Annotated in this window: 29 protein-coding genes; 5 read left to right on the top strand and 24 right to left on the bottom strand. The window is 59.8% G+C overall.

Features of this window, described 5'->3' with window-relative positions; all coding sequences use genetic code 11:
- Positions 1 to 24 precede the first annotated feature (24 nt).
- From hemW to rph, 4 genes are all read right to left on the bottom strand, one after another.
- Positions 25 to 1,221: a radical SAM family heme chaperone HemW gene (hemW, locus tag H4W29_RS07625; protein ID WP_192728387.1), complete on the bottom strand. Its 1,197-nt coding sequence runs from the start codon at positions 1,219 to 1,221 to the stop codon at positions 25 to 27.
- A gap of 15 nt (positions 1,222 to 1,236) precedes the next feature.
- A complete protein-coding gene (gene rdgB, locus H4W29_RS07620) occupies positions 1,237 to 1,881 on the bottom strand; it encodes an RdgB/HAM1 family non-canonical purine NTP pyrophosphatase (protein WP_192728386.1) in 645 nt (214 codons plus the stop codon).
- A 9-nt stretch (positions 1,882 to 1,890) separates the two neighbouring features.
- The gene (locus tag H4W29_RS07615; protein ID WP_192728385.1) at positions 1,891 to 2,307 is read right to left on the bottom strand and encodes a VOC family protein; all 417 of its coding nucleotides are present in this window, start codon (positions 2,305 to 2,307) and stop codon (positions 1,891 to 1,893) included.
- A 74-nt stretch (positions 2,308 to 2,381) separates the two neighbouring features.
- Positions 2,382 to 3,098, bottom strand: a complete 717-nt coding sequence (rph, locus tag H4W29_RS07610) for a ribonuclease PH (protein WP_183727899.1) — start codon at positions 3,096 to 3,098, stop codon at positions 2,382 to 2,384.
- A 177-nt stretch (positions 3,099 to 3,275) separates the two neighbouring features.
- Between rph and hrcA the strand changes: the two genes are divergently transcribed.
- Entirely contained in the window at positions 3,276 to 4,364 is a 1,089-nt protein-coding gene (gene hrcA, locus H4W29_RS07605; protein WP_192728384.1) for a heat-inducible transcriptional repressor HrcA, read from the top strand.
- A 111-nt stretch (positions 4,365 to 4,475) separates the two neighbouring features.
- A complete protein-coding gene (gene grpE / locus H4W29_RS07600; protein WP_192728383.1) occupies positions 4,476 to 5,111 on the top strand; it encodes a nucleotide exchange factor GrpE in 636 nt (211 codons plus the stop codon).
- Positions 5,112 to 5,182: 71 nt separating this feature from the next.
- Here grpE and H4W29_RS07595 read toward each other — a convergent pair whose 3' ends face one another.
- Positions 5,183 to 6,127, bottom strand: a complete 945-nt coding sequence (locus H4W29_RS07595) for a nucleoside hydrolase (protein ID WP_192728382.1) — start codon at positions 6,125 to 6,127, stop codon at positions 5,183 to 5,185.
- Between the two features lie 281 nt (positions 6,128 to 6,408).
- Between H4W29_RS07595 and H4W29_RS07590 the strand changes: the two genes are divergently transcribed.
- Both H4W29_RS07590 and H4W29_RS07585 read left to right on the top strand, forming a co-directional pair.
- On the top strand, positions 6,409 to 6,834 hold the full coding sequence (locus H4W29_RS07590; protein WP_192728381.1) for an Hsp20 family protein: 426 nt from the start codon (positions 6,409 to 6,411) through the stop codon (positions 6,832 to 6,834).
- A gap of 47 nt (positions 6,835 to 6,881) precedes the next feature.
- On the top strand, positions 6,882 to 7,139 hold the full coding sequence (locus tag H4W29_RS07585; protein WP_007814896.1) for a BQ00720 family protein: 258 nt from the start codon (positions 6,882 to 6,884) through the stop codon (positions 7,137 to 7,139).
- 177 nt (positions 7,140 to 7,316) lie between these two features.
- Here the strand turns inward: H4W29_RS07585 and trmB are convergent, their stop codons facing one another.
- From trmB to H4W29_RS07505, 16 genes are all read right to left on the bottom strand, one after another.
- Positions 7,317 to 8,018, bottom strand: coding sequence for a tRNA (guanine(46)-N(7))-methyltransferase TrmB (gene trmB / locus H4W29_RS07580; protein ID WP_192728380.1), 702 nt, complete (start codon positions 8,016 to 8,018; stop codon positions 7,317 to 7,319).
- Positions 8,015 to 9,268, bottom strand: a complete 1,254-nt coding sequence (gene metK, locus H4W29_RS07575; protein WP_192728379.1) for a methionine adenosyltransferase — start codon at positions 9,266 to 9,268, stop codon at positions 8,015 to 8,017. The genes trmB and metK overlap by 4 nt, the downstream gene beginning before the upstream one ends.
- A gap of 178 nt (positions 9,269 to 9,446) precedes the next feature.
- Entirely contained in the window at positions 9,447 to 9,866 is a 420-nt protein-coding gene (locus tag H4W29_RS07570; RefSeq protein ID WP_192728378.1) for a helix-turn-helix domain-containing protein, read from the bottom strand.
- A 153-nt stretch (positions 9,867 to 10,019) separates the two neighbouring features.
- Positions 10,020 to 11,624: an apolipoprotein N-acyltransferase gene (gene lnt / locus H4W29_RS07565; RefSeq protein WP_192728377.1), complete on the bottom strand. Its 1,605-nt coding sequence runs from the start codon at positions 11,622 to 11,624 to the stop codon at positions 10,020 to 10,022.
- 126 nt (positions 11,625 to 11,750) lie between these two features.
- Positions 11,751 to 12,887 carry a hemolysin family protein gene (locus H4W29_RS07560; RefSeq protein WP_192728376.1) on the bottom strand — a complete coding sequence of 379 codons (1,137 nt, stop codon included), beginning with the start codon at positions 12,885 to 12,887 and terminating at the stop codon, positions 11,751 to 11,753.
- On the bottom strand, positions 12,884 to 13,399 hold the full coding sequence (ybeY, locus tag H4W29_RS07555) for an rRNA maturation RNase YbeY (protein ID WP_192728375.1): 516 nt from the start codon (positions 13,397 to 13,399) through the stop codon (positions 12,884 to 12,886). Before ybeY ends, H4W29_RS07560 begins: the two co-directional genes overlap by 4 nt.
- Positions 13,399 to 14,451, bottom strand: coding sequence for a PhoH family protein (locus tag H4W29_RS07550; RefSeq protein ID WP_192728374.1), 1,053 nt, complete (start codon positions 14,449 to 14,451; stop codon positions 13,399 to 13,401). The genes ybeY and H4W29_RS07550 overlap by 1 nt, the downstream gene beginning before the upstream one ends.
- Before the next feature lie 18 nt (positions 14,452 to 14,469).
- Entirely contained in the window at positions 14,470 to 15,879 is a 1,410-nt protein-coding gene (gene miaB / locus H4W29_RS07545) for a tRNA (N6-isopentenyl adenosine(37)-C2)-methylthiotransferase MiaB (protein WP_192728373.1), read from the bottom strand.
- 47 nt (positions 15,880 to 15,926) lie between these two features.
- Complete coding sequence (olsA, locus tag H4W29_RS07540) at positions 15,927 to 16,724, bottom strand: lyso-ornithine lipid O-acyltransferase (protein ID WP_192728372.1); 798 nt, start codon at positions 16,722 to 16,724, stop codon at positions 15,927 to 15,929.
- A 27-nt stretch (positions 16,725 to 16,751) separates the two neighbouring features.
- Entirely contained in the window at positions 16,752 to 17,180 is a 429-nt protein-coding gene (locus tag H4W29_RS07535) for a Fur family transcriptional regulator (protein WP_007814920.1), read from the bottom strand.
- 34 nt (positions 17,181 to 17,214) lie between these two features.
- On the bottom strand, positions 17,215 to 17,715 hold the full coding sequence (locus H4W29_RS07530) for a GNAT family N-acetyltransferase (protein ID WP_192728371.1): 501 nt from the start codon (positions 17,713 to 17,715) through the stop codon (positions 17,215 to 17,217).
- Positions 17,712 to 18,371: a tRNA (adenosine(37)-N6)-threonylcarbamoyltransferase complex dimerization subunit type 1 TsaB gene (tsaB, locus tag H4W29_RS07525; protein ID WP_192728370.1), complete on the bottom strand. Its 660-nt coding sequence runs from the start codon at positions 18,369 to 18,371 to the stop codon at positions 17,712 to 17,714. The genes H4W29_RS07530 and tsaB overlap by 4 nt, the downstream gene beginning before the upstream one ends.
- A gap of 88 nt (positions 18,372 to 18,459) precedes the next feature.
- Positions 18,460 to 19,026: a NifU family protein gene (locus tag H4W29_RS07520; protein ID WP_192728369.1), complete on the bottom strand. Its 567-nt coding sequence runs from the start codon at positions 19,024 to 19,026 to the stop codon at positions 18,460 to 18,462.
- Positions 19,027 to 19,132: 106 nt separating this feature from the next.
- Positions 19,133 to 19,624 carry a universal stress protein gene (locus H4W29_RS07515; RefSeq protein ID WP_007814929.1) on the bottom strand — a complete coding sequence of 164 codons (492 nt, stop codon included), beginning with the start codon at positions 19,622 to 19,624 and terminating at the stop codon, positions 19,133 to 19,135.
- Between the two features lie 75 nt (positions 19,625 to 19,699).
- Positions 19,700 to 20,764 (bottom strand): tryptophan--tRNA ligase, encoded by a 1,065-nt coding sequence (trpS, locus tag H4W29_RS07510; RefSeq protein ID WP_192728368.1) that lies wholly within the window; start codon positions 20,762 to 20,764, stop codon positions 19,700 to 19,702.
- A gap of 91 nt (positions 20,765 to 20,855) precedes the next feature.
- Entirely contained in the window at positions 20,856 to 21,260 is a 405-nt protein-coding gene (locus H4W29_RS07505) for a VOC family protein (RefSeq protein ID WP_192728367.1), read from the bottom strand.
- 186 nt (positions 21,261 to 21,446) lie between these two features.
- On the opposite strand from H4W29_RS07505, the gene H4W29_RS07500 reads away from it, so the two are divergent.
- Positions 21,447 to 21,875, top strand: coding sequence for a YcbK family protein (locus tag H4W29_RS07500; protein ID WP_192728366.1), 429 nt, complete (start codon positions 21,447 to 21,449; stop codon positions 21,873 to 21,875).
- A gap of 57 nt (positions 21,876 to 21,932) precedes the next feature.
- Here H4W29_RS07500 and murJ read toward each other — a convergent pair whose 3' ends face one another.
- The 3 genes from murJ to H4W29_RS07485 form a co-directional block, all read right to left on the bottom strand.
- On the bottom strand, positions 21,933 to 23,513 hold the full coding sequence (gene murJ, locus H4W29_RS07495) for a murein biosynthesis integral membrane protein MurJ (protein ID WP_192728365.1): 1,581 nt from the start codon (positions 23,511 to 23,513) through the stop codon (positions 21,933 to 21,935).
- Complete coding sequence (locus H4W29_RS07490) at positions 23,510 to 26,401, bottom strand: [protein-PII] uridylyltransferase (protein ID WP_192728364.1); 2,892 nt, start codon at positions 26,399 to 26,401, stop codon at positions 23,510 to 23,512. The genes murJ and H4W29_RS07490 overlap by 4 nt, the downstream gene beginning before the upstream one ends.
- Before the next feature lie 113 nt (positions 26,402 to 26,514).
- On the bottom strand, positions 26,515 to 26,790 hold the full coding sequence (locus H4W29_RS07485; protein ID WP_192728363.1) for a hypothetical protein: 276 nt from the start codon (positions 26,788 to 26,790) through the stop codon (positions 26,515 to 26,517).
- Between the last annotated feature and the right edge of the window lie 2 nt (positions 26,791 to 26,792).

Here is a 26,792-nt window from a genome sequence, read left to right as displayed (position 1 = left end):
GTTTCGAAGAATAACGGGAATGCTCTAGCAGGCGAGGTCCGCGACGACGGAATCAAGGATCAGCATGCCCGCCGGCGTACAGCGCAGGCGGGAATTGCCGATCCGCTCGATAAAGCCGTGTTCCAGTAAAAATTCTTCGCGCTTCGGATCGGGATCGCGGCCGGAAAGCTGCTGCCAGCGGGCAAGATCGACGCCTTCCTTCAGGCGCAGTCCCATCAGCAGCAATTCATCGGCCTGCTCATCGAAACCAAGGCGCTCTTGCTCGATGATACCGTGCCCGTCGCGTTCAACGAGGTCCAGCCAGGCTTCCGGCTTGCGCTCCGTAGCGGTTGCGATCTTTTCCGGCCCGCGCGTCAGGCGGCCATGCGCGCCGGGGCCGATGCCGGCATAATCGCCATAGCGCCAGTAGGTGAGGTTGTGGCGGCTCTCCGCGCCGGGCCGGGCATGGTTGGATACCTCATAGGCCGGCAATCCTTCACGCTCGGTGATCTCCTGCGTGGCCTCATAGAGTGCGGCGGACTGGTCCCCATCGGGCACAACAAGCTTTCCGGCCTTGTGGAGGCCGTAGAAGGGTGTGCCTTCCTCGATGGTGAGCTGATAGAGAGAAAGGTGATCGACTGCGTAGGAGATCGCCTCCTTCAGTTCACTCTCCCATTCCTCCACCGTCTGGTTCGGCCTGGCGTAGATTAGATCGAAGGACATGCGCGGGAAGATGTCGCGCGCCAGCCTGATCGCCTTCAGCGCGTCGGCAACGTCATGCAGTCGCCCGAGGAATTTGAGATCGCGATCGTTCAGCGCCTGCACGCCGAGCGAGACGCGGTTGACACCGGCGGCGCGATAGCCGCGGAAGCGTTCCGCTTCTACACTGGAGGGATTGGCCTCCATCGTGATCTCGATACCGTCGGGCACATGCCAGTGCCGCGAAATGCCGTTCATGATCGCGTCGACGGTTTCCGGCTTCATCAGCGACGGCGTGCCGCCACCGAGGAAGATGCTGGTCACCGTCTTCGGTCCGCTTATCTGGCGGGCATTGGCGATCTCCTTCAGGAAAGCCGCGACATAGCGCTCCTGATCAACCGATTGATGGCGAACATGGCTGTTGAAATCGCAATAGGGACACTTCGCCGCGCAGAAAGGCCAATGCACATAGATCCCGAAACCGGGCTCGCCGGTATCGGGAAGAAGTTTTGCATCGCGCATCAGCGCAGGCGGTTCGATCATGTTCAAAGCTTGGCCTTATGCTTCCAGGCAGGTTTCGACAAAGAGCTTAAAGGCGCGGGCGCGATGCGACAGCGCCTGCGGCTTGCCGATGTTCCAGCCGTGCTTTTCTTCCGCGCTCATCTCGCCGAAGGTCACATCATAACCTTCCGGCTGGAAGACCGGATCATAGCCGAAACCCTGCATTCCGCGTGGCGGCCAAGCGACCGTGCCTTCCACCTCGCCGCGGAAAAGCTCGGTGTGGCCATCCGGCCAGGCAAGGCAAAGCACGCTGACGAAACGCGCGGTGCGCTGCTCGGGCTTCGTGGCGCCGGCCTTTTCCAGTGCCTTCTCGACCTTTTCCATGGCCATGTTGAAATCGCGGGTGCCGTTGCTGGTCTCTGCCCAGTCGGCGGTATAGACGCCGGGATCACCGCCAAGCGCATCGACGACGAGACCGGAATCGTCTGATAGTGCCGGCATGCCGGAGGCTTGAGCCGAGGCGAGCGCCTTGATCGTGGCATTTTCCTCGAAGGTCGTGCCGGTTTCCTTGGGCTCGATGAAATTGAGCTCGGCAGCCGATTTGGCGGTGAAGCCGAGCGGCCCGATCAGATCCTGGATTTCGCGGATCTTGCCCTGATTATGGCTGGCGACGACAATAGTCTTGGTTTCAAGCTTACGCATAAAATATCCTTATCCCATGCCCCAGATTTTTGCCTCCGCGCATTCCAGGCTATTGCCCGAGGGATCGCGGAAATAAATCGATCGGCCGCCTTGCGGCCAGTGAACCTCGGATTCGATGCCGATGCCGGCAGCTTTCAGCTTCTCCGCCATCGCATCAAGATTATCTCCCGAAACCCTGAAGCAGGCATGGCCTTTTCCGATGGTGCCGTGTGGCGGAACCTGCAGGCTGTCAGGCGCCGGCGGCTTCACCGTTTCCTCCGGGTTGAAGATCAGGAGCACGCCCGGTCCGCAGCGGAAGAATACATGGCGGTTGCCCGAACGTGCGATCTTCTCAAGGCCCAGCACACTCCCGTAGAAGCCTTCTGCCGCATCGAGATCGGTTGCGTAGAGTGCAGTTTCAAGAATGCCTTCGATGGGTTGCGCCATTGCCCGCCCCTTGTCCGGCCTTGCCCCCGGAAGCAGGGACGAGGAAATTCACTAACGAGGCTTGGATGGAAGCCTCAGGCGATCGCCTGCTTCTGCAGGTCCACCAGTTCGGTAATCCCTGCTTTGGCAAGGCCCATCAGCGAAGAGAATTCTTCCTCGGTGAAAGGCGTGCCTTCTGCAGTGCCCTGGATCTCTACGATGCCGCCGGCGCCCGTCATGACGAAATTGGCATCGGTCTCGGCCGAGGAATCTTCGAGGTAATCGAGGTCGATCACCGGTTGGTTGGCGAAGATGCCGCAGGAGATTGCTGCGACATGGTCCTTCAGCACACGATCGGCTTTGATCATGTTGCGGGTTTCCATCCAGCGTAGGCAATCGTAAAGCGCAATCCAGCCGCCGGTGATCGAGGCCGTGCGCGTGCCGCCATCCGCCTGGATGACATCGCAGTCGAGCGTGATCTGGCGTTCGCCAAGCGCGGTCAGATCGACGACGGCGCGCAGCGAGCGGCCGATGAGGCGCTGGATTTCCTGCGTGCGGCCGCCCTGCTTGCCGGCTGCGGCTTCACGCTTCATGCGCTCGCCCGTCGCACGCGGCAGCATGCCGTATTCGGCGGTAACCCAGCCCTTGCCGGTATTGCGCAGCCATGGCGGCGTCTTGTCTTCGAGGCTTGCCGTGCAGAGCACGTGCGTATCGCCGAACTTCACGAGGCAGGAACCTTCCGCATGCTTGGAAAAATTGCGCTCGAAGGAGACCTTGCGCATCTGGTCTGTTTTTCTGCCTGAAGGCCGCATTCTCTTCTCCTGAAACATGATGCCGAAAACGTGAGCGCTTTCAGGCAATGTCTTTGCATGCATTGTATCGTCGCCCGCTTCTACGATTGGCTGCGTGCATTTGCAAATTCCCTTTTGCCACGGGGGGCAGATTGGCTATATTTGCCTGATATCATTCAGTGCGGGTGCGAAAAGTTCATGAGCTACAGGTCGACATCAATTTCGGATGCCGTGGCTGCGCTGGATGAACGATCGAAGGAAATCTTCCGGCGCATCGTCGAAGGCTATCTGGAGCACGGTGAGCCGCTCGGCTCCCGCAATCTCTCGCGTCTTCTGCCGATGTCTCTGTCGCCTGCCTCCGTTCGCAATGTCATGAGCGATCTGGAAGAGCTCGGTCTCATCTATTCGCCGCATGTCAGCGCCGGACGCCTGCCGACCCAGATCGGGCTACGCTTCTTCGTCGATGCCTTCATGCAGGTCGGTGACCTCTCGGCAGAAGAACGCGCGAGCATCGACCGCCAGGTGCGTTCTGAAAGCCGCGACAATCCGGTGGAATCGATGATGAACGAGGCGAGCCGTATGCTCTCGGGCATTTCGCGCGGCGCCGGCCTCGTCATCACCTCCAAGAGCGACCCGGTTCTCAAACATGTCGAGTTCATCCGCCTGGAGCCTACCAAGGCACTGGCCGTGCTCGTCGGCGATCACGACCAAGTGGAAAATCGCATTATAGAACTGCCCGCAGGTGTCACTTCGTCGCAACTCACCGAAGCCGCCAATTTCCTCAACGCGCACATGACCGGGCAAACGCTGCCGGAATTGCGCTTGCAATTGAGCCGGTTGAAAGATGAGGTTCGCCATGAGCTCGACGCGCTGTCGCGCGACCTCGTGGAGCGCGGCGTCGCCGTGTGGGCCGGCAACTCGGACGAGACCAAGCCGGCACAGCTCATCATCCGCGGCCGCGCAAACCTGCTGGAAGGCGTAGGCGGCGCGGAAGATCTCGACCGGCTGCGCCTGCTCTTCGATGACCTAGAGAAGAAGGACAGCTTGATCGAGCTCCTGAACCTTGCCGAAAGTGGGCCGGGCGTGCGCATCTTCATCGGCTCTGAGAACAAGCTCTTCTCGCTTTCTGGCTCCTCGCTTATTGTGGCGCCCTATCGCGATGACGACGACCGCATCGTTGGCGCGGTGGGCGTGATTGGTCCCACGCGGCTCAATTATTCCCGCATCGTGCCGATGGTGGACTATACAGCCCAACTCGTATCGCGCCTTTCGCGCGGATCTCTCTGATCCCTTTCGCGAAACCGGCGGAATTTTAGCTTCTTCGTCACGCAGACTTGATTTTTTCCGGCCAAACATCGATATCGGGCGCATCTGAGAATACACGAACCGGAGACCGTCATGACTGATGAAACGACGAAGAACGGACCTGACGCGGCTGCGGCGGAAGCCACAGCCGACGCCGCCGCAAACGTCGAGAATGAAGCCGTGAAGGAAGCAGCTGCAGGCGAGCCGGATGCGCTTGAGCTTCTGAAGGCCGAGAATACCGAATTGCGCGACCGCTACCTGCGGCTCGCTGCCGAAATGGACAATCTGCGCCGCCGCACGGAGCGCGAGGTCAAGGACGCCAAGTCCTATTCCGTCGCAGGCTTCGCCCGCGACATGCTGGCCGTTTCGGACAATCTGCGCCGTGCGATCGACGCCATTCCGCCGGAAGCCAGGGCTGCCGCCGACGCTGGCCTGACGACATTGATCGAAGGTGTCGAGATGACCGAGCGTTCTATGCTCTCGGCTCTCGAGCGTCACGGCGTTCGCAAGCTGGAGCCGGTCGGCCAGAAGTTCGACCCGAACTTCCATCAGGCTATGTTCGAAGTGCCGAATGCTGAAGTGCCGAACAATACGGTCGTGCAGGTCGTGCAGGCCGGTTTCTCCATCGGCGAGCGCGTATTGCGCCCGGCCATGGTCGGCGTTGCCAAGGGTGGTCCGAAACTCGTGGAAGCAGAAGCCAACTCGGTTCTGGACGAGAAGGACGCTTGAGAGATCAGGATATCTGACAATTAAAAAAGGCCGCGTCAGCGGCCTTTTTGTTTCCGTTGGATAGTAACGGATCAGATCCGCGCGAAGCGCTCGATCAGGAGATCGAAGAAGCCGTCGGCATCCACATGGCGCATGACCTTCGCATTACGCTTGCGGTCGGTCACATGCCACCAGTCGACGACGGTCATGCCGACGGTCAGTTCGGATTTCACCTCGATCTCGACATTGCAGTCCCGGCCCTTGAAAAGTTCGGGTTTCAGCAGATAGGCGACCGTCGTCGGGTCGTGCAGCGGGCCGCCATCCGAGCCGTATTTTTCGATGTCGAAGCGTTCAAAGAATTCCAGCATCTCCACCATAGCCTTGGCAGGCGCCGTGCCGATTTCGGCCATGCGCTTCACGCGGTCTTTGCGGGTCAGAAGCTGATGCGTCACGTCGAGCGGCATCATGACGATGGGCACGCCCGAGCGGAACACGATATCGGCGGCTTCCGGATCAACATAGATGTTGAATTCAGCAGCCGGCGTGATGTTGCCGCCCTCAAAGAAACCGCCGCCCATCATGACAAGTTCGCGGATGCGCGACGCGATATCGGGCGCCTTCTGAAAGGCCAAGCCGATATTCGTCAGCGGTCCGAGCGTGCAGAGCGTGACTGTGCCTTCCGGCTCGCGTCGCAGCGTTTCGATGATGAAGTCGACGGAATGCTGCGCCTGCAGCGGCATCGTCGGCTCCGGAAGCGTTGGGCCATCGAGGCCTGTCTTGCCGTGCACGTGTTCGGCGGTGACCAGCTTGCGGGCGATCGGCCTGTCGGCGCCGGCAAAGACCTTGATATCGGTCCGCTCGCAAAGCTCGCAGATGATGCGCGCATTGCGGCTTGTCAGAGACAGCGGTACGTTACCGGCGACAGTGGTGATGCCCAACACGTCAAGCTCGTCCGGGCTGCCGAAGGCCAGCATGATCGCAGCAGCATCGTCCTGGCCGGGGTCGGTGTCGATAATGATTTTTCTCGGTTCTGCCATCCGGGTAGTTCCATCCTCTGGTGCGCGTCGCTCTAGCATGCACCTTTTCATTGTCTTCACGCTCCCGTCACAAATCAACACAGTGCGCCGGGGCATGTTTTGATGCGGGGCGTTGCGGCCTTTGTCAAGGAAGCGGTCCTATGAGCCTTTACCTTAAAATGCGGGAGGCCCGGTCGGCGGCGATCGCGCCTTGCAGCAGGCAATCGTCGTTCCCATATTAGCGGTATCCGGATGCTCCATATGAGGTCCGGAGAGGTCGCTTGCATCAAGGACTTTGGAAGATGAGCCGTATCACCCCTTTCGCCAGCCCGCTGCTTCTGGGCTTCGATGCCATGGAAAAGACGCTTGAGCGGATTTCCAAGGCGAGCGATGGTTATCCACCCTATAATATCGAGCGCATCGCCGCAGGTCATGACGCGCCGGAACGGCTTCGCATCACGCTTGCAGTCGCCGGTTTCAGCGAGGAAGAGCTTGACGTTTCGACCGAGGAAAACCAGCTGCTGATCCGTGGCCGGCAAGTCGATCAGGGTGAGCGCGACTATCTCTATCGAGGCATTGCGGCGAGACAGTTCCAGCGTACCTTCGTTCTCGCCGATGGTATGCAGGTCCTAGGCGCAAGCCTCAAGAACGGTCTGCTCTCGGTGGATCTAATTCGCCCGGAACCGGCGCGCATGGTCAAGAAAATTAACATTTCGGTTTCACAGTAGCACAACGGTTTGTTGAACCGTTGGTCCCTTCTCTTGGAGGAACAGGAATGTTGATGAAAGAAGCTACGTCGCGTCTCACCAAGTCCGAACTTGCCGGCATCGGCAATGGCGAGGTCGCCTATATCCGCAAAATACGCAATGAAGAGGTCGCCAAATGCTTCCCTGAGGCGCCGGATATCGATCCGAGCGTTGATCTCTGGGCACTGTTCGGCGCCGATGGTACGCCGATCCTGCTGACGGACAATCGCTCCAGCACCTTCTTCAAGGCAGCTGAAGACGAACTGAAAACGGTCAGCCTGCATTGATCGAAACCGGCCCGCCGAGCACGGCTGGCCGCCGAGTGCATGTGCGAAGATCGTAATGGGCGATGCAAGGGACTGACGTCAGTCCCTTGCCCATGCGCTAGCTGCTTTGCGGCATTTCCCTATTCTCTAAAAATGCCATTCAACGGCAACGCCGCCGAAACTGACCCGTCCAGCAGGTCAGACGCGTTTGAAGGTGAGATAAGCCGAAGAGCGGCCCTCACGGCGCGCCTTGGCTTCGTAGCGGGTGCTCGGCCAGCCCTCATAGGGTGTCAGCCAGTCGGCGGCATTCTGCGCCGTCCATTCGAAGCCGCCATGGTCGCGGCATTTCAGCAGCGTCCAGTTCACGTAGGTGTCGATGTCTGAGGCGAAGCAGAACAGCCCGCCCGGCTTCAGCACGCGGTGAAAACGGTCGAGATTGGTCTTGGAGACGAAGCGCCGCTTCCAGTGCTTCCGCTTCGGCCAGGGATCCGGATAGAGCAGGTCGATCTGATCGAGGCAATGATCGGGAAGCCAGTCGAGAAGCTGCGTCGCGTCATCATTATAGACACGCACGTTACGCGCACCTGTCTCGTCGACGCGTGCAAGCAGCTTCTGCATGGAGTTTACAAAAGGCTCGACGCCGATAAAGCCCGTCGAAGGCGTTTCCAGCGCGCGGTGGATGAGATGTTCTCCACCGCCGAAGCCGATTTCCAGCCGCATCTTCTCGACCGGATCAGGGAAAATGCTTTTCGGCGGCTCCGGGGGAGCCGCCGAGAGATCGATGATGAATGCCGGAAGCAGGGTAGCGAGCCGATCGGCCTGCTGTTCACGCAGGGCTTTTCCCTTGCGGCGACCGAAGAAGGCCTCGGTCGCCCGACCCCGGCGTTCCATATCCGTCATGCAGCAGCCTTGGTCTTGACGGCGTCCTTGAGCGCCTTCACGAGATCCGTGCGCTCCCAGGAGAACGAGCCGTCGCGGCCAGCCTTGCGGCCGAAATGGCCGTAAGCCGAGGTCTTGGCATAGATAGGCTTGTTGAGATCGAGATGACGGCGGATGCCCGACGGCGACAGGTCCATGTTCTGACGGATCGCGGCTTCAACCTGATCTTCCGAAACACCCTTGCCCGTGCCGTGCAGGTCGACATAGATCGACAGCGGCTGTGCGACGCCGATGGCATAGGAGAGCTGGATCGTGCAACGGTCGGCAAGGCCGGCAGCTACGACGTTCTTGGCCAGATAGCGTGCCGCATAGGCAGCCGAACGGTCGACCTTGGTCGTGTCCTTGCCGGAGAACGCGCCGCCGCCGTGCGGAGCAGCGCCGCCGTAGGTGTCGACGATGATCTTGCGGCCGGTCAGGCCGGCATCACCATCAGGGCCGCCGATGACAAACTTGCCGGTGGGGTTGATGTACCACTTGCAATCGTCGGCGATCTTCAGGTCGCCGAGCGCTTCGCGGATATAGGGTTCGACGACGCTGCGGACCTTCTTCGAATCCCAGCTGTCGTCCAGATGCTGGGTGGACAGAACGATCGAAGTGGCTTCAGCCGGCTTGCCGTCGACATAGCGCACGGTCACCTGGCTCTTGGCATCGGGGCCGAGCTTGGCGACTTCGCCATCGCCCTTCTTGCGGGCGGCAGCGAGCAACTGAAGGATCTTGTGGGAATAGTAGATCGGCGCCGGCATGAGATCCGGCGTTTCCTTGCAGGCGTAGCCGAACATGATGCCCTGGTCGCCGGCGCCTTCGTCGCCCTGCTGGTCGGCCGCGCTGTCCACGCCCTGGGCGATGTCGGCCGACTGCGAATGCAGAAGTACGTCGATCTTGGCCTTCTTCCAGTGGAAGCCGTCCTGCTCGTAACCGATGTCCTTGATGGCGCGGCGAGCCGCCGCCTTGAACTTCGACGGGTTGATGACGTCGTTGCCGTCCTTGTCCTTCTTCATCAGGCTCGGCGGCAGGCGAACTTCACCGGCGATGACAACGCGGTTGGTCGTCGCGAGGGTTTCGCAGGCAATGCGCACGCCCCACGGATTGATGCCGGTCTTTGCCGCTTCGCGGTAGACCAGATCGACGATCTCGTCGGAGATGCGGTCACACACCTTGTCCGGGTGACCTTCGGCAACAGATTCGCTGGTAAAGAGATAGTTCGCGCGCATTCCGGGATTCCCCTCAAAGAACAAAAGCGGTCTAGTAGGTACTCACTTCGTGCCCAGATGACAAGCACAGAAGGACATAAATATATCTTTATATCCGCGGTGAAATGACAAATTTTGCCTTAAAAACGCAAAAAGGCGGCCTTCTGAGCCGCCTTAAGCATTCCGAGCGTGGGGGCGCTCAGTCGGAGTCGGCTTCCGCCGCCAGTGCCTTCACCAGCTCGACGACTTTGCGACGAACCTTGGGATCGGTGATCTTCACAAATGCGCGGTTGAGCTGGAGTCCTTCCGAAGAGGAGAGGAAATCGACGACGTAGTTCGAACTCGAGGTTTCCGACATGCCAGTCAAGGAACCGGAATGTTCGCCGGGAGCGTCTTCGAAGAAGAAGGAAACGGGAACGTTGAGGATGCTTGAAATGTTCTGGAGGCGGCTGGCACCAACGCGGTTGGTACCCTTCTCGTATTTCTGGATTTGCTGAAAGGTGATGCCGAGGCTTTCGCCGAGCTTCTCCTGGCTCATGCCTAACATGGTACGGCGAAGTCGAATGCGGCTACCGACATGGATGTCGATAGGATTCGGCTTCTTCTTATTTTCAATCATGGTCGTGCCCTAGCAAAGAAAAATTCAACTCTGTTCTAACCGGCATGCCCTGACCTCATTCCGTAACGCCACGTTGCAAGTCGCGATAACCCACCCTGAAGCATACGTTACTAACGCCGATTGCGACCACTATGCAATTTTAGGGGTTTTTGGTCAATTCGGCCTGAAAATAAAACCCCTGCGTGAAATTAGCGCAATGATCATCAGTAACGTTTCAGTCAACCAGAAGTACGTTTGGCGGGGGTATGGCTTTCCTGTGTTTTTTTCCAATCCATCGAGAGTTGCATCAATAAAGCCAATTTCGTCCAATTTTAGACCTGAAACGATTTCGCCGCGCGCGTCTACAACCGCCGAAATTCCACTATTTGCATCACGAATCAGCGGCAGGCCGGTCTCAACCGCTCGTACGCGTGCCTGCTGAAAATGCTGGTAGGGACCCGGTGTTGAGCCAAACCAGCTGTCATTCGTGATGTTGAGAATGGCGTTTGCTTGGCCGATGTCGCCGGTCATTTCGTCCGGGAAGATGATTTCGTAGCAGACGAGTGGATAGAATTTCAGCCCGCTCGGAAGCTCGAGCAGATGACGGCTGGCGGCGGCCGAAAAACCGCCCGGCATCTCCACCACATTCTGGATACCGAGCTCGTTGAGCATGTCTTCGAAGGGAAGATATTCACCGAAAGGAACGAGATGCACCTTGTCGGAGGCGGCGACGATCTGCCCCCGCCCGTCAATCACATAGATCGAATTATAATAGCGGGTGGGATAGCCGGGGCCGAGTTCTTCAGCGCGCACGGCGCCTGCGATCAGGATCTGGTCGTCGTCAAGTGTATCGGCAATCCTTGTCAGCGCATCCTTGTTGTCGGTGAGGATGAAGGGGATCGAGGTCTCCGGCCAGACGATGATGTCAGGCTTCCTGCCGCCTTCCCTGGGAGCCTCCGTCGAAAGCTTGAGATGTGTCTCGAAGATCGCCTCGCGATCCGCATCATTGTCCATCTTGACCGATTGGTCGATTGCCGGCTGGACCAGGCGAATCACAGGCCGCTTGTCCTCGGGTAACGCCTCGGGCTTCGGGGTGAGATAAAGGATATAGGCGCCGTAACCAAGATGCGCCGCAAAGAGGATGGCCGCGAGACTGATGCCGAGTTTCGCTCCCTGCCGCGTTCCGAGTAGGGCAGGGGCAGCAAAGACGAAGACCGACAGAGCCGTCACCCCCATGGTGCCGATCACATGCGCGGACTGCATCATGACAGGCATGGGCATCATGGCATAGCCGATGGCGTTCCACGGAAAGCCGGTGAAGATGAAACTTCGTACCCACTCAAGCAGGCCGAAGCTGGCAGCAAGTGCTGCAATCCGCCCCATACCATCGGACCAGAGGATACGGGCAAGCGCCGCAGCCAAGCCGTAGAAGATGGCAAGGCAGGCCGGTAGGCCGAGGATCGCGAGCGGCAAAGCCCAGGCAAACTCATCTGAATCGACCAGAAGTGCATGCCCAAGCCACCAGAGCCCGGCAACGAAATAACCGAAACCAAACAGCCAGCCCGTGGCAAATGCCGGCCAGAGCCTGCCGGCAAGGCTGCTTTCAGGCGAAGCGGCCGCCCCGTCGATCAGCCAGACGAGCAGCGTGAAGGAAACGAACATCGCCGCGAAGAAGCCGACGGGAGGCAGCGCCAGGACGCCAAAGGCGCCTGCCGCAATTGCAAGCAATGACCGTTTGACCCCCCAGACGAGGATAATCCTGTCCGCAAGCCGCTCCATGCGCACTCCCATCAAAGCCGCGAATCAATCCAATCGCAGTCTTTCAAAAAAGCGCGCGCTTGTCGTCTTGCAGCATCGGCCCGAAAATCGAAATCGATTTGCGGAAAGCCTGATACGGCGTCCCGGTCAGTTTGCGGTCGATTCGGCCGACCGATCATCGTTTCCGTCGCCGATGGGTGGCCCGTCGCCATCCGTCTTGGCGCGGCGGCGGATTGCCTGGCGCTTGCGGGTGATACGCACCCGCTTGATGCGGCGCGGATCGGCATCGAGGATGTGGAATTCGAAATCCGGCAGGGCCTGGACGACTTCTCCGCGCACGGGGATGCGCCCCAGTGCCGAGAAGATCAGGCCGCCCAGCGTATCGACCTCATCGATCTGCTCACTGATGTCGAAATCCGGACCGATGGCTTCGGCAATCTCCTCGAGCTCGACGCGGGCGTCGGCAACGAAGACGTCTTCCGAAACGCGTTTGAACATGACTTCCTCATCGTCATGTTCGTCGTCGATATCACCGATCACCATCTCCACGATGTCTTCATGCGAGGCGAGGCCGTCAGTGCCGCCATATTCGTCGATGACCAGCGCCATCTGTGTGCGGTTCACCTGCATGCGACGCAGAAGATCGGATGCCAGCATGGAAGGCGGGACGAAAAGGATCTGTCTGATAATGCCTGTTTCGGCGAGCGTCTTCTGCAGGTCGACGCGTCCGAGATCGAAGTTCGGCTTGGCCGAACGCGGCGCCTTCTGGATATTTTCCGGAGAGACCTCGATGGCGGGCGCGCCCGCCGCAGGCTTCGTGCCGCTGCGGCGCTTATTGCGCGCCTGCTTGGCGACATAGGAAAGAAGATCGCGGATATGCACCATTCCGCGCGGGTCGTCGAGCGTTTCGGCATAGACCGGCATGCGCGAACGGCCGCTTTCCTCGAAGAGGATCATCAGTTCGCCGATCGTGATATTCTGGTCGACTGCCTCGATATCGGCGCGCGGCACCATCACGTCGGCAACGCGCACCTCGCGGAAGCGCAGGATATTGTGGAGCATTGCCCGCTCGTCGGGCGAAAAGGCGTCGGCTGCAGCCGGGTCGGTCATCAGCGCGTCGGCGATGTCTTCGCGCAGGCGTGAACCTTGTTGCGGTCTTAAGATGCGCGCAGCGCGTGACCAGAAGGATTGCGGTCGGTGTCGACTACTGCCACCCTCATCGGAAGAGGAGGATTGGTCGGAGTCCCTGGCGTCTGACGCCGGCTTCGTTGTAAAGTCGCTCATGGTTCCATTTTAAGGTCTTGACCCTCGTAGGGGTCAGATAGGCCGAGTACTGCCAAAATGCGAGTCTCCAGCCCCTCCATAATTTCGGCTTCGTCATTATTCATATGGTCGTAGCCGAGCAGATGCAAGAAACCATGCACCATAAGATGGGTCAGATGATCGCCAAAGCTCTTTTCGAGCTCTTGCGCCTCCCGCTCCACCGTCTCCCGGGCAATGATGATATCGCCGAGCATCGGACCGGGCATGTTGCCGGGTTTGACCGGAAAGGCCGGAAACGACAGCACATTGGTCGGCTTGTCCTTGCCGCGCCATTCCGCATTGATATCCTGGATCGAGGCATCGTCGGTGAAGACAAGCGAAACTTCCGGCGGCATCTTCGGGAAGGGTTGCTTTTCCTCTTCCCGCAGGTAGGCAACCGCCGCACCCAACACACGTTCGCCAAGAGCATGCAATACATCTTCGGCGGGCCAGCCCGTGTCCTCGATGCTGATCTGTATGTCGAGCTCGGCCATCAGTCCTGCCGGCTGGCCTCTTCGTTTGCTGCGGTATAGGTCGCGTCATAGGCCTTGACGATGCGGCCGACGAGCGGATGGCGAACGACGTCGACATCCTTGAAGCGCACGATCGAGATGCCCTCGACGTCGTTCAAGAGGTGCAGCGCCTCTACAAGGCCGGATTTGACGCCACGCGGCAGGTCGATCTGGCTCGGGTCGCCGGTGATGATCATGCGCGAATTTTCGCCGAGACGAGTCAGGAACATCTTCATCTGCATCGAGGTGGTATTCTGCGCCTCGTCTAGGATGATGGCGGCATTGGCAAGTGTACGGCCGCGCATGAAGGCGAGCGGCGCGATTTCGATGACGCCGGCAGTGATCGCCCGCTCGACCTTGTCACCGGGGATCATGTCGTAGAGCGCGTCATACAGCGGGCGGAGATAAGGATCGACCTTTTCTTTCATGTCGCCCGGCAGGAAGCCCAGGCGTTCGCCGGCTTCGACGGCCGGGCGCGAGAGGATGATCTTTTCGACCGCGCCGCGCTCAAGAAGCTGGGCGGCATGAGCGACGGCGAGATAGGTCTTGCCGGTACCGGCCGGACCAACGCCGAACACCATCTCCGAACGCTCGAGCGCCCGCATATAGGCATCCTGTGTCGGCGTGCGCGCGATGATCGTCTTCTTGCGCGTCGAAATCTGCGCCATCGTCAATTTGGCTTTTTTCTCCATCGTCGGCAGCGTGAGCTGGTCGTCGGCGGCAACCGCCATGCGAATTGCGCCTTCCACATCTGAACGCTCCACACTGCCGCCTTTCTGGAGTTTTTCATAGAGGTAATCGAGTGTGCGCCGCGCCTGATTGGTGGCCAGCACATCGCCGGTGATGACAACGGAGTTTCCGCGCGCCCGTGCGTCGATATGGAGCCGCTGTTCCAGCAGCTTGAGATTCTGATCGAACTGTCCGAAAAGTTCGCTGGCGAACCGGTTGTTCTCGAACGTCAGGACGAAGTGATTGGCGTCGCTCGCAATGCGTGGGTGGCGCGGTGAAGTGGAAACCAATTCCTGTCCGTTCAAGCGGTCGAGCTCCTTGGGTTAGACCTCAGCCTCTGCGCGTTCGGCAAACAGGCTGTTGGTTCCGGTTCCTGTGATTCGCACTTTAATAATGTCACCGATTTGCGATGCTTTTGCATCAACATTCACGGACTGCAGCCACGGTGAGCGGCCAATAAGTTGACCGGGCATACGGCCGGGCTTTTCCAGGAGAAGATCGATTTCCTTGCCGATGCAGGACTCGTTGAATTCCTGCGTCTGCTTGAGAAGCAGCGCCTGCAGGCGTTCCAGCCGTTCTGCCTTGATATTTTCCGGCACCTGGTCCTTCAATTCCGCTCCGGGCGTACCGGGCCGCGTCGAGTATTTGAACGAGAAGGCCTGTGCATAACGAACCTCCTCAACGAGTTTTAGTGTATCCTCAAACTCCCGGTCTGTCTCCCCCGGAAAGCCGGTAATGAAGTCGCCGGAGAGCGCGATATCGGGGCGGGCTTTGCGGATGCGATCGATGAGGGAAAGATATTCGGCTGCCGTGTGGCGGCGGTTCATGGCCTTTAGAATGCGGTCCGAACCGGCCTGGACCGGAAGGTGCAGATAAGGCATCAGCGTGCGAAGGTCGCGATGGGCCTCGATCAGCCGGTCGTCCATGTCGCGCGGATGGCTGGTGGTGTAGCGAAGCCGTGCAAGGCCGGGGATTTCGGCAAGCCGGTAGAGCAGGTCGCCAAGGCTCCACTCTTCACCCTTCGGTCCGACACCATGCCAGGCATTGACGTTCTGGCCGAGCAGGGTGATTTCGCGCACGCCGCCATCAACAAGTTTCATCGCCTCCTCGACGATCTGCGAGACCGGCCGCGACACCTCGGAGCCGCGCGTATAGGGCACGACGCAGAAGGTGCAGAACTTGTCGCAGCCTTCCTGAACCGTCAGGAAGGAGGTCACGCCACGGGCACGGATCTTGGGTGCCTCGGCGATCGGCAGGTGTTCGAACTTGTCTTCGATCGCATATTCCGTATCGACGACGCGGTGGCCTTCCTTCGCACGACGCAGCGCTTCCGGCAGGCGGTGATAGGTCTGCGGGCCGATGACGACATCGACGGCCGGCGCACGGCGCAGGATTTCCTCGCCTTCCGCCTGCGCTACGCAGCCGGCAACACCGATCATCATCTCGCGGCCGTCGGCCGCCTTGCGCTTCTTCATCTCGCGCAGGCGCCCGAGCGCGGAATAGACCTTCTCGGCCGCCTTCTCGCGGATGTGGCAGGTGTTGAGCAGGACGAGATCGGCCTCTTCCATGTCCTCGGTCGGCTCATAGCCGTCGCGGGCAAGAGCATCGCTCATGCGCGTCGAGTCGTAGACGTTCATCTGGCAGCCATAGGTCTTGATGAAAACCTTGCGGCTGTTGGAGCCATCGCGGAGAGAAGCCTCCGGGGCCTGAAGAAGGGCGTTGTCCTGGGTCATGGCGGCTATTTAGTGGTTTTTACCGCGCGAGAAAAGGGACTCTCGGCTCAGCCGATACTACGGCCGCGCAGGCTGCTGTTCAGCAAGTTGCGGATGCGAGCGGAGATCGTGGTGCTGACCGCCTTGCGATTGGTCTTCTCGCCATATTCGATGGCCTCGCCAAAGGAGATTTCGGCATCGATCGCGCCGCATTTCAGGATGTCCTTCAGATGAGGCAAGAGCTCAATGTCGCCGGGCCAGGCCGCAAGCGGACGATGGTAGCGGCCCATGGCGATACCATGCACGTGAGTATAGGCAATCGCCACCGGCTGGACCATCACCGCGCCAGTCGGGGAATGGGGCACAGCCATGGCGGCTGCACCGAAGAGCGACGATTTGACCTCCAGCAGGCGGTTACCATCGGACGTCGTCCCCTCGGGAAACAGCACGACGATTTCACCGTCTGCCATGCGGCCTGCGATCTCGCTCGCCTGGTCGCCGGTGCGGCGTTTTTCCTCACGTACCACGAAGACACTTTTCTGCAGCTTGGCAAGCGTGCCGAAGATCGGCCAGTCGCGCACTTCGATCTTGGCAATGAAGGCGACGTCGGCCACCGCCGACATGACCATGATATCCATCCACGAGGAATGGTTGGAACAAAGCATCAGCGGCCGGCGGCTTTCAAGCGTACCACGAACCCGAATGCGGATGCCGAGACAATAGCAGATAATACGATGCCAGCGCCGGGGCAGGGTGCGCCTGAGTTTCCAGTCGAAACGCAGCGCCAGCACCTGTAGCGGCATGAGCAGGATGCTGACGACAATGATGGCGGTAATGGCGAAGGCGATGCGCAGCCAGACGATCAAATACGGCGCTCCCGGACTGCCATGATATCAGATTTCGTCTTTCTTCAGCGGGATGCCATAGAGTTCCAGGCGGTGATCCACCAGCTTGAAGCCGTGCTCGCGGGCGATCCGCTCCTGCAGCGCCTCGATCTCCGGCGAACGGAACTCGATGACGACACCTGTCTTCAGATCGATCAGATGGTCGTGATGCTCTTCCGGCACCGTCTCGTAGCGGGAGCGGCCGTCACGGAAATCGTGGCGGGCGATGATACCGGCATCCTCGAACAGCTTCACCGTACGATAAACCGTCGAAATCGAAATCTTGGCGTCGACCTTGACGGAGCGGCGATAGAGTTCCTCGACATCCGGGTGATCTTCGGAGTCCTCGAGAATGCGCGCGATCACCCGGCGCTGCTCGGTCATGCGCATGCCGCGTTCAGCGCAAAGCTCCTCAAGGGTTTTGGCTACCTCAGTCATGGCTGCCTTCTCGTTATTCCTGCCGAGAAGGGAACTACCGAAGAACGCGCTTCATGACAAGCGCCGTGGAGGTAGCCCCATTGGCATCCTTATAATAGCCTTTGCGTTCGCCAGCCACCTCGAAGCCAAGCTTGCGGTAAAGGCCGAGGGCGGCGGTATTGCCGTTATCGACTTCCAGGAACATGCTCTCGCCGCCACGAAGGCGTGCTTCGCGCATGGCGGCCTGCATCAGCCGCCAGCCGAGACCGGAATGCGCGACCTTCGCCTGCACGGCGATCGTCAGGATTTCCGCCTCGCCCGCCACCTGGCGCGCCAGGATGAAGCCCGGCAGCGTCTTTTTGAGGATGGCATTGGTCTGGCGGGCGACAAAGCCGAAGACGGTGTTCTGCGATAGCAGGCTGTGGAATTCGCCGTCACCCCAGGGGCGGGCAAAGCGCTCGCCATGCAAGACGGAAACGTCGAGGCAATCCTCCGGTTCCATGGCGACGATTTCGAATTCCGGTTTCAGCGACAGATAGGCTTCCAGCATCGTCATACTCTTGCAATCGCAAACCCGGCCTGCGGTTTGGCATCGGGTCCGCGCAGATAAAGGGGCTTCGGCTTTCCGGCATTCGGGTTCGCGGCAGCACCGAGACGCGCCACGATGGAGATCGGGAAGGAGTTGGCGTATTCGCCCGTTGCATCCAGCTTCAGGATCGGGGTCGCCGAACCGGTGATCTCGCCGTCGAAACCGGCGGCAAAGGCCTGGGCATCCGCAACGCTGACCGCGCGCGCTTCATCGAGCGGCGAACCGTCTGCTGCGAAGGGCTGGAAATAGATTTCGTCCCGCTTGGCATCCATCGCCGCGAGCACTGCGCGGCCAGGCGTCTTTTCGCGCTGGGCGGCGGCCATCACTTCCAGCGTGGTGATACCGACGGCGGGAACATCGAGGGAAAGCGCGAAGCCGCGGGCTGCGGCTACGCCGACGCGGATACCGGTAAAGGAGCCAGGGCCGATGGTCACCGCTAGGCGGCCGACATCCGAAAGTGCAACGCCCGCCTGATCTAGCGCGCGGTCGACGATGCCCATCAAATGTTCAGCATGCCCCTTGCCGATCATGTCCGATGCCTCCCCCAGCACCGCATTCCTGCCGCTGTCATAGATAGCGGCAGCGCAATCCACACCTGCCGTGTCGAGCGCCAGAACGATCATGCCATCAATTTCCGAATAAACTATTGTCGCCTATCTATAAATCCGTCTGGCCGAACCCTAGATGAACGGCCGTCCGTATCAGAGATTTTTAAGCGGCAATCACTTCCTGCACTTCCGGAACGAAATGGCGCAGCAGGTTCTGGACGCCGTGCTTCAGCGTTGCCGTCGAAGACGGGCAGCCAGAGCAGGAACCCTTCATATTCAGATAGACCTTGCCGTCCTTGAAGCCACGGAAGGTGATGTCGCCGCCATCCTGGGCAACAGCCGGACGCACACGGGTCTCCAGCAGTTCCTTGATGGTCAGTACGATCGATTCGTCGCCTTCATCGAAGAATTCATCGCCGGCATCGATGTCTTCCGAGAGGATGGAGGCATCGCCCATGACCGGCTTGCCGGACATGAAATGCTCCATGATCGAGCCGAGAATAGCCGGCTTCAGATGCTGCCATTCGGCATCGTCCTTGGAGACGGAGATGAAATCGTAGCCGAAATAGACGCCGGTCACGCCCGGAATCTCGAAGAGGCGGGCGGCGAGCGGCGAAGCCTGGGCTTCGTCGGTATTGCGGAATTCGGCTGTACCGTTTTCCATGACGACCTTGCCGGGAAGGAATTTCTGCGTTGCCGGGTTCGGCGTGGCTTCGGTCTGAATGAACATCTCGCTCTCCATGCGGCGGGCGTTGCCTCTGCCGTCTTTAGAATTCTTCAAAAGAAAATAAGCCTATTGTCCGACCGATTCAAGAGACTGATACTCAAGAAATGGCTTAACAGAGGGCATCGATTTCTTCATTCGTCAGCGTGTCGGGAAGCACGGTGACGGGAATGGGAAAGGCAGCTCCACGTCCTGCGACGGACGAAACCAGCGGCCCCGGCCCCTCCTTGGCGGAACCTGCGGCCAGCACGAGGATGGCGACGTCCCGGTCTTCCTCGATCACCGCATTGATCTGCTCGGCCGAATTGCCCTCGCGGATGACGATCTCTGGTTCGATGCCGATCGTCTCGCGCACGATTTGTGCGATCTTGGCGACAGTGGCTTCCGCCTCCTCGCGGGCTTCCGCCCGCATGATCTCCTCGACGCCAAGCCATTGCTGGAAATCGCCTTCCGGGATCACGTAGAGAAGGACGAGGCCGCCATTGGAATTCTTGGCACGCCGTCCCGCATAATGGACGGCGCGTTGGCATTCGGGTGTCCCGTCTATCACCGCCATGAATTTGCGGCGATGACCTTCGAGCCGTGAGAGTCGCTTTGATACCATGATGCGAACTCTGACACCTGAGACCAGAAATTTGCAAGCCCCCGTTTTGCACGGGAGCTCTGCATGTCGATCTGATTAGTAGAGGAAGCCGATGATCTCGCGAAGTTCGCGCATCGTCACGTCGGCGCGTGCTCGCGCGCGTTCATTGCCGTTGCGGAGAATCGCATCGATATGGCTCGTATCGCTCATCAGGCGGCGCATTTCGCCCGTTATCGGCGACAGCACCTGGACAGCGAGATCGATCAGCGCCGGCTTGAAGACAGAGAACTGCTGGCCGCCAAATTCGGCGAGGACCTGTTCCCTCGTCTTGTCGGCGAGTGCGGCATAGATCGAAACGAGGTTTTCAGCCTCCGGCCGGTTTTCGAGACCGGCGATTTCGCTCGGCAAGCCATCCGGGTCGGTCTTGGCCTTGCGGATCTTCCTGGAGATCGCATCCTCGTCGTCCATCAGGTTGATGCGCGAAAGGTCCGACGGATCGGACTTCGACATCTTCTTCGTACCATCACGCAGCGACATGACGCGCGGCGCCGGCCCGCCGATCAGCGGTTCGACCATCGGGAAATAAGCATGCACCGGCTCATCGCCGACGGTGATGTCGATCCCGTAATTCGTCTTACGGATGTGCGAGGCGTAATCGAGATTGAACTTCATCGCGATGTCACGCGTCAGCTCGAGGTGCTGCTTCTGATCTTCGCCGACGGGCACATGCGTGGCGCGGTAGACGAGAATGTCGGCGGCCATCAGGCTCGGATAGGCGTAGAGACCGAGCGAGGCCTGCTCGCGGTCCTTGCCGGCCTTGTCCTTGAACTGCGTCATGCGGTTCATCCAGCCGAGGCGGGCGACACAATTGAAGATCCAGGCGAGTTCGGCGTGCTGCGGTACGGCGGACTGATTGAAGACGATATGCTTTTCAGCGTCGATGCCGGAAGCGATGAAGGCGGCTGCGATCGAGCGCGTCTGCGACAGCATGTCATCGTGGACGAGCTGCGCTGTCAGTGCATGCAGGTCGACGACGCAATAGATGCAGTCGTTGCCGTCCTGAAGCTGCACGAAGCGGCGGATTGCGCCGAGATAATTGCCGAGATGCAGGTTGCCCGTCGGCTGAACGCCGGAGAATACGAGCTTCTTGAATTCACCCATGATGCTGTCCTCGATTAGGCTGGTGGAGGGCCCCAGGGCCAAAGGCCCATGTTGCTAACGCGGGCGCTTATGCACGGGCTCCCGGCCGCAATCAAGAGGCCGCGGGCGCGGCCTGTTGAATGAGATCGAAGGTGTTGCCGTAAGGATCCGAAAAAACGGCCACGGTACCGTAAACCTCATGTCGCGGCTCCTCCAGAAAGCGCACGCCGGCATCAAGCATCGCTGCGTGATCGCGCACAAAATCGTCGGTCTTGAGGAAGAAGCCGACACGCCCGCCGGTTTGATTTCCGACGGCGGCTTGCTGTGCTTCATTTGCCGCCTGCGCCAGCAGAAAGGCGGCGCCATCCCCGCCCTTTGGCTTGACGACGACCCAGCGCTTGCCTTCCGGCTGTACTTCATCCTGAAGGCATTCGAAGCCGAGAGCCTCACAATAGAAGGCTTTGGCACGGTCGTAATCGTCGACGACGAGGGTGACGAGAAACAGAGATTGGATCATGAGATCTCCAGATTCGGAAGTTTATTCCATTCGTTTGCAGAAAAATGCCCAGTTTTACGCCAAATTGATCAGTATGTTTAGCTAGAATTGAGTATAAAATTTCACAGAAAAGCTTTCTTTGAACTGAAAATCCTCTCGCCGGGCTGGCGGCCCAAGGGGCCGTCGGGATAACCGATCGGAGGGACCATGCAGAACGCTAGTTTGCTCGCCATGGCAGGCCTTTTCGCCCTACAATCAGCAACGACAGCCGTCGGTCAAGATAATCGACGGCAGACGACCCAACTTCCCAAACACGAGACGCGTATTGCTTACACGATGCAAACTGTCAGCGTTCGCGCAGGCTGTTTCCCGGAGCGATTGCGGGCGGTCTTGTCGCATATCGCGGCAAAGACCGGACGCCGGCCGATGATAACCTCAGGCTTCCGGCCACATCCCCGCCGCCACGGCTCCATGCACGGGAAATGCCTGGCGGCTGACATCCGGATTCCCGGCGTGTCGGAGCGCACGATCGTCGCCGCTGCGAAAACCGCACCCGGCATCGGAGGGATAGGCACCTATTGCAATGGCATCGTCCACGTCGATGTCGGGCCGCAGCGACGATGGGTGGATTGCTAAAGCAGTTCCAGCAAAAGTGCGCAGCGGTTTCGCACCCGGAATTGCGCGAAAAGGGCGTTAGGCATCTTTCACCGGCGCCGGCTTGCGGTTCAGGTTGCGGCGGATCATGCCGAGGTCCGCCCCGCCGATCAAAAAGGCGGTCGCGAAATAGACGACCATCGAAATCGCAATCAGCAGACCAAGCGTGCCGACCTTGGTCAGAAGCGGTGCGCCCGAGGCAAGCCAGGGCGCCCAGTGCTGCTTGAGGTAGAAGATGACGGCGGCCATGACGGCGGACGCGACGATCAGCAGGACGGCGCGTTTGGCAAGCGCCCATTCCCATGTCAGATGGCCGCGGCGTAGAAGTGTGGTGAAGAGCAGCACGGTGCTGATCCAGCCTGCTGTCGCTTCCGCTACCGCAATGCCCGGTGCGCCCATATAGGGAAAGAGTGTCAGCGCCGTAGCACAGTTGACCGCGACGGCAACCGCCGAGAAACGCATGGGCGTCTTGGTGTCCTCGCGGGCATAAAAGCCCGGTTGCAGCGCCTTAATCAGCACGAAGGCCGGCAGACCGATCCCGTAGATCGCCAGGATCGAGCCGACGATGAGGGTGTTCTGCTCGTGGAAGGCGCCGCGCTCGTAGAGCACGCGGATGATTTCGTCCGACAGGATCCACAGCGCAAAGCCGGCCGGGATCGTCAGGAACATCACGAATTCGATCGAGCGGTTCTGCAGGAAGGCCGCCTCGCGCAGCGCCCCGCCCTTGAGTGCGCGGGCGAGTTCGGGCAGCAGCACCACACCGACGGCGACGCCGACGACGCCGAGGGGAAGCTGGTAGATTCGGTCGGCATATTGCAGGGCGGCGATGGCGCCTTCGCGCGAAGAGGCGATTGCCTGGCCGATGAGCTGATTGATCTGCGTAATACCGCCTGTGACGGCCGCTGGAATGGCAAGGATCAGCAGCCGCTTGACGTTGGGCGTCATCTTCGGAAAGCGGAAGCCGATGCTCATGCCGGCATGCAGCACACCGAGATAGACGACGGCGAGCTGCAGGACGCCGGCCGCCAGCACGCCCCAGGAAAGATACCAGGCCGTCGCCAACGGTTCGGCGCCGGTATAGAGCGCGTAGAACAGCGCGGCGATCATCACCACGTTGAGAAAAACGGGCGCGACGGCTGCGGCGAAGAAGTGATGCAGCGAATTCAGCATGCCGCTCATCATCGCCGTCAGCGACATGCACATGAGATAGGGGAACATCACTGCCGCCATGCGGATGGTGATGCCGAATTTCTCGGGATCATCAGCAAAGCCCGGCGCGATGACGAAGCGCACCAGCAGTGGCATGGAAAGCTCCATGACGATGGTGATGAGCAGCAGTACAGAGAACAGAACACCGAAGACTTCTTCCGAAAAGCGCTTGGCGCCGTCAGTGCCGTTCGCCTCGATCTCCTTTGCGAAAAGCGGCACGAAGGCGGCGTTGAAAGCGCCCTCGGCAAAGAGCCTGCGGAAGAGATTCGGGAAACGGAAGGCGGCATAGAAGACGTCAGCCATCGGCCCGGTGCCGAGAGCAGCTGCCATCAGCGTTTCGCGGGCAAAACCAAAGATGCGGCTTCCGAGCGTGGCGCCGCCGACCGTGGCGAATTTCTTGACGAGGCTCATACGGGGGAACCGGCTTTCTTTTCGGCGGCAGTCGCGGCAGGGGCGATGATGCCTGACGGCATGCGTTCGCGCAGTTCGTCCTGCTCCTCGGCCATGACCGCTTTCATACGGGCAGTGATATTGGCGCGCTTGCTGTCACCGGAGATCTTCTGGCCGACGAGATCGGTGACGTAGAAAGTATCGATGACCTTTTCACCGAAGGTGGTGATGCGCGCCGACTGGATGTCGAGCGACAGATCGGACAAGACAGCGGTCATTTCCGACAGCAAGCCCGGCCGGTCGAGGCATTCCACCTCGATGACGGTGAACTTGTTCGACAGGCTGTTGGTGATCGTCACCGACGGCGGAATGATGAAGGCCTTGCTCTTCTTGCGGTTCTTCGCGCGGGTCGCGATCACTTCGGGCAGGCGTTTGCGGCCGGAAAGCACGTCCTCGATCATGCGGCCGATCGTGCCGGCGCGCCGAAGCTCGTCCTCATCGTTCGGAAACTCGCGGCTGACATGGATCGTGTCGAGTGCGCGTCCGTCGGAGGTCGTGAAGATCTGCGCATCGACGATGTTGGCGCCAGCCGCCGCACAAGCGCCGGCAATGACGGCGAGCAGGCGTGGATGATCGGGCGAGAGGACGGTGATTTCGGTAATCGCATGGAAGCTGTCCGTGCGCACTGAGGTCGCCAGTGCCTGGCCAGCCTTGTCCGCCTGGCGAATGAAATGCGCATGGCGGATCTGATCCTCCAGCGGCACGGAGAGCAGATAGGGCTGGTAGTGCAGCTTGGTATAGGTGCGGCGATCCTTTTGGCTCCAGTCGGAAAGCGCGGCGTAGAGCGCTTCGGCCGCAGCCTGGGCGCGTTCCTTGCGCGATACTTCCGAGAAGCCGCCGGCAAGCAGCAGTTCCGTCTCGTAATAGAGCGTGCGCAACAACTGGCCCTTCCAGCCGTTCCAGACACCCGGCCCGACGGCGCGGATGTCGCAGATCGTCAGGATGATCAGCATCTTCAGGCGGTCGAGAGACTGAACGCGGTCGGCGAAATCGGTGATCGTCTTGCGGTCCGTCAGGTCGCGCGTCTGGGCGACCATCGACATGGTCAGATGTTCCTCGATCAACCAGACGACGATCTCGGTCTGCTTTTGCGACAGGCCAAAGCGGGCACTGAGCTTGCGGGCGACACGCGCGCCGGCAATTGAATGGTCTTCCTGCCGGCCCTTGGCGATATCGTGCAGCAACACGGCGACATAAAGCGCCTCGCGGTCCTCGATATGCGGCATCAGCTTGTTGGCAAGAGGATGCAGCTCCTCCGCCTTACCCTTGTCGATCTCCGAGAGAACATCGATGGCGCGGATCAGATGCTCATCGACTGTATAGTGATGATACATGTTGAACTGCATCATCGCGACGATCTTGCCGAACTCGGGAATGAAGCGGCCAAGCACGCCTGCCTCGTTCATGCGCCGCAGGATGAGTGCGGGATCGCGCCTGGAGGTGAGGATCGACAGGAAAAGCCGGTTGGCCTCGTCATTTTCGCGGAGGTCGTTGTTGATGAGGCCGAGCGAACGGGTGACGCGCTTCAGCGCATCGGGATGGAATTCCAGCCCGTTGATATCGGCCACATGGAACAGGCGAATGATGCTGACCGGATCGCGCTTGAACACATCGGGATTGGCGAGCGTGATGCGGCCGCGATCCTCTACGAACTCGACGCTGCCGGGGATCTTGCGATTGCGATGGGTAAAGCGGCTGATGACGCCCGTCAGTCCCGGAATCGATTTCGCCTGCTGGTCTTCGAGTGCCGCGCAGAGGATGCGCGTCAGGTCGCCGACATCCTTGGCGACCAGGAAGTAGTGCTTCATAAAACGCTCGACGGCCGATAGGCCGGGGCGGGAATGATAGCCGAGCGCCTCTGCGATCTCGCGCTGGATATCGAAGGACAGGCGCTCCTCCGCTTTCCCGGTTAGGAAATGCATGTGGCAGCGCACGGCCCAGAGAAAGTCGTCGGCCTTTTCCAGAAGCCGGTATTCCTGCTTCGACAACACGCCGAGCGGCACCAGATCGGCGGGGTCGCGGACATGATAATAATATTTCGAAATCCAGAAGAGGGTATGCAAGTCGCGAAGGCCGCCCTTACCCTCCTTGACGTTCGGCTCGACAAGATAGCGCGTATCGCCGGCCTTACGGTGGCGTTCGTCGCGTTCGGCAAGCTTGGCGGCGATAAATTCCGGTCCTGTGCCGGTGACGATTTCCTTGTCGAAGCGGGATTCCAGCTCCGTTTCCAACGACTGCAGCCCGCAGATAAAACGCATTTCCAGAATGGCGGTGCGGATGGTCATGTCGGACTTGGAAAGCGCGATACATTCATCGATGGTGCGGGTCGCGTGGCCGACCTTGAAGCCCATGTCCCACAGCATATAGAGCATGAACTCGACGGCCTTGTGCGTCTCTTCCGCCGGCTTCGGCAAGAAGAGGAAGAGCAAGTCGATATCGGAACCCGGAGCCAGTGTGTCGCGCCCGTAGCCGCCGACCGCCGTGACCGCGAACTTGTCCTTCTGCTTCGGGAAGACATGGGCGGTGGCGAAATTATAGAGGGCGGTGATGATCTGGTCCTGCAGCCAGGAAATGCGATGAGCGCAATCAAGCCCGCCGCCTTGGGCGTTGAGCAGTTCCCGCGCCTTCCTGCGTCCTTCGACGCTGGCTTTCTTCAGAACGGCAAGAAGATCGTTCCGTAGCACGTCGGGACGATTGCGGTTGGCTTCGGCAATGGCGTCACATTGACCCTGCAGCAATTCCACATCGAGAATTTCGGAAAAATCGATATCGTGCGTCGCCATCGGCCGGGGAGCTGCCTCTTCGGTCCGGGCCGCTTGCTCATGGCGCGCCTCGTGTTTGATCTGCATGCGCTATAGCCTCTTTGCCCGCGGATTGACACGGGCCTTCATATTCCATGAACCTTTAAATTTGGCGAAATGGTGTTGGCAAGCCGCTGGTGACGGACGCTTTGCCGCAAGCCTCAGGCTGAAGCCTGCGTCAGCAGCGTATCGAGAACCTGCCGGGTCTCGCTCATAATGCCGTTAAGCGTCGCCTTGTCGCATTCACGGTAGCCGGCATCGACGATCGCGCCGCTGATCTCGCCGATCTTCAGGCAGGAACCAGTGATCTTCGCCATGCCGATCGGCGTGTTCCAGCCGCGCGCCTCCAGATTACCATCAGATTGTTTCATGATCTCGAGCATCGAGACGATGACGGAGAGGCGCTGGGTTTCCTGAAGCAGTTTTTCCATGAACACGG

This window comes from Rhizobium viscosum (assembly GCF_014873945.1).
Taxonomy (GTDB): domain Bacteria; phylum Pseudomonadota; class Alphaproteobacteria; order Rhizobiales; family Rhizobiaceae; genus Rhizobium; species Rhizobium viscosum.
Note: the sequence above shows the minus strand (reverse complement) of the source record. Positions and strands in the feature narration are given on the sequence as shown.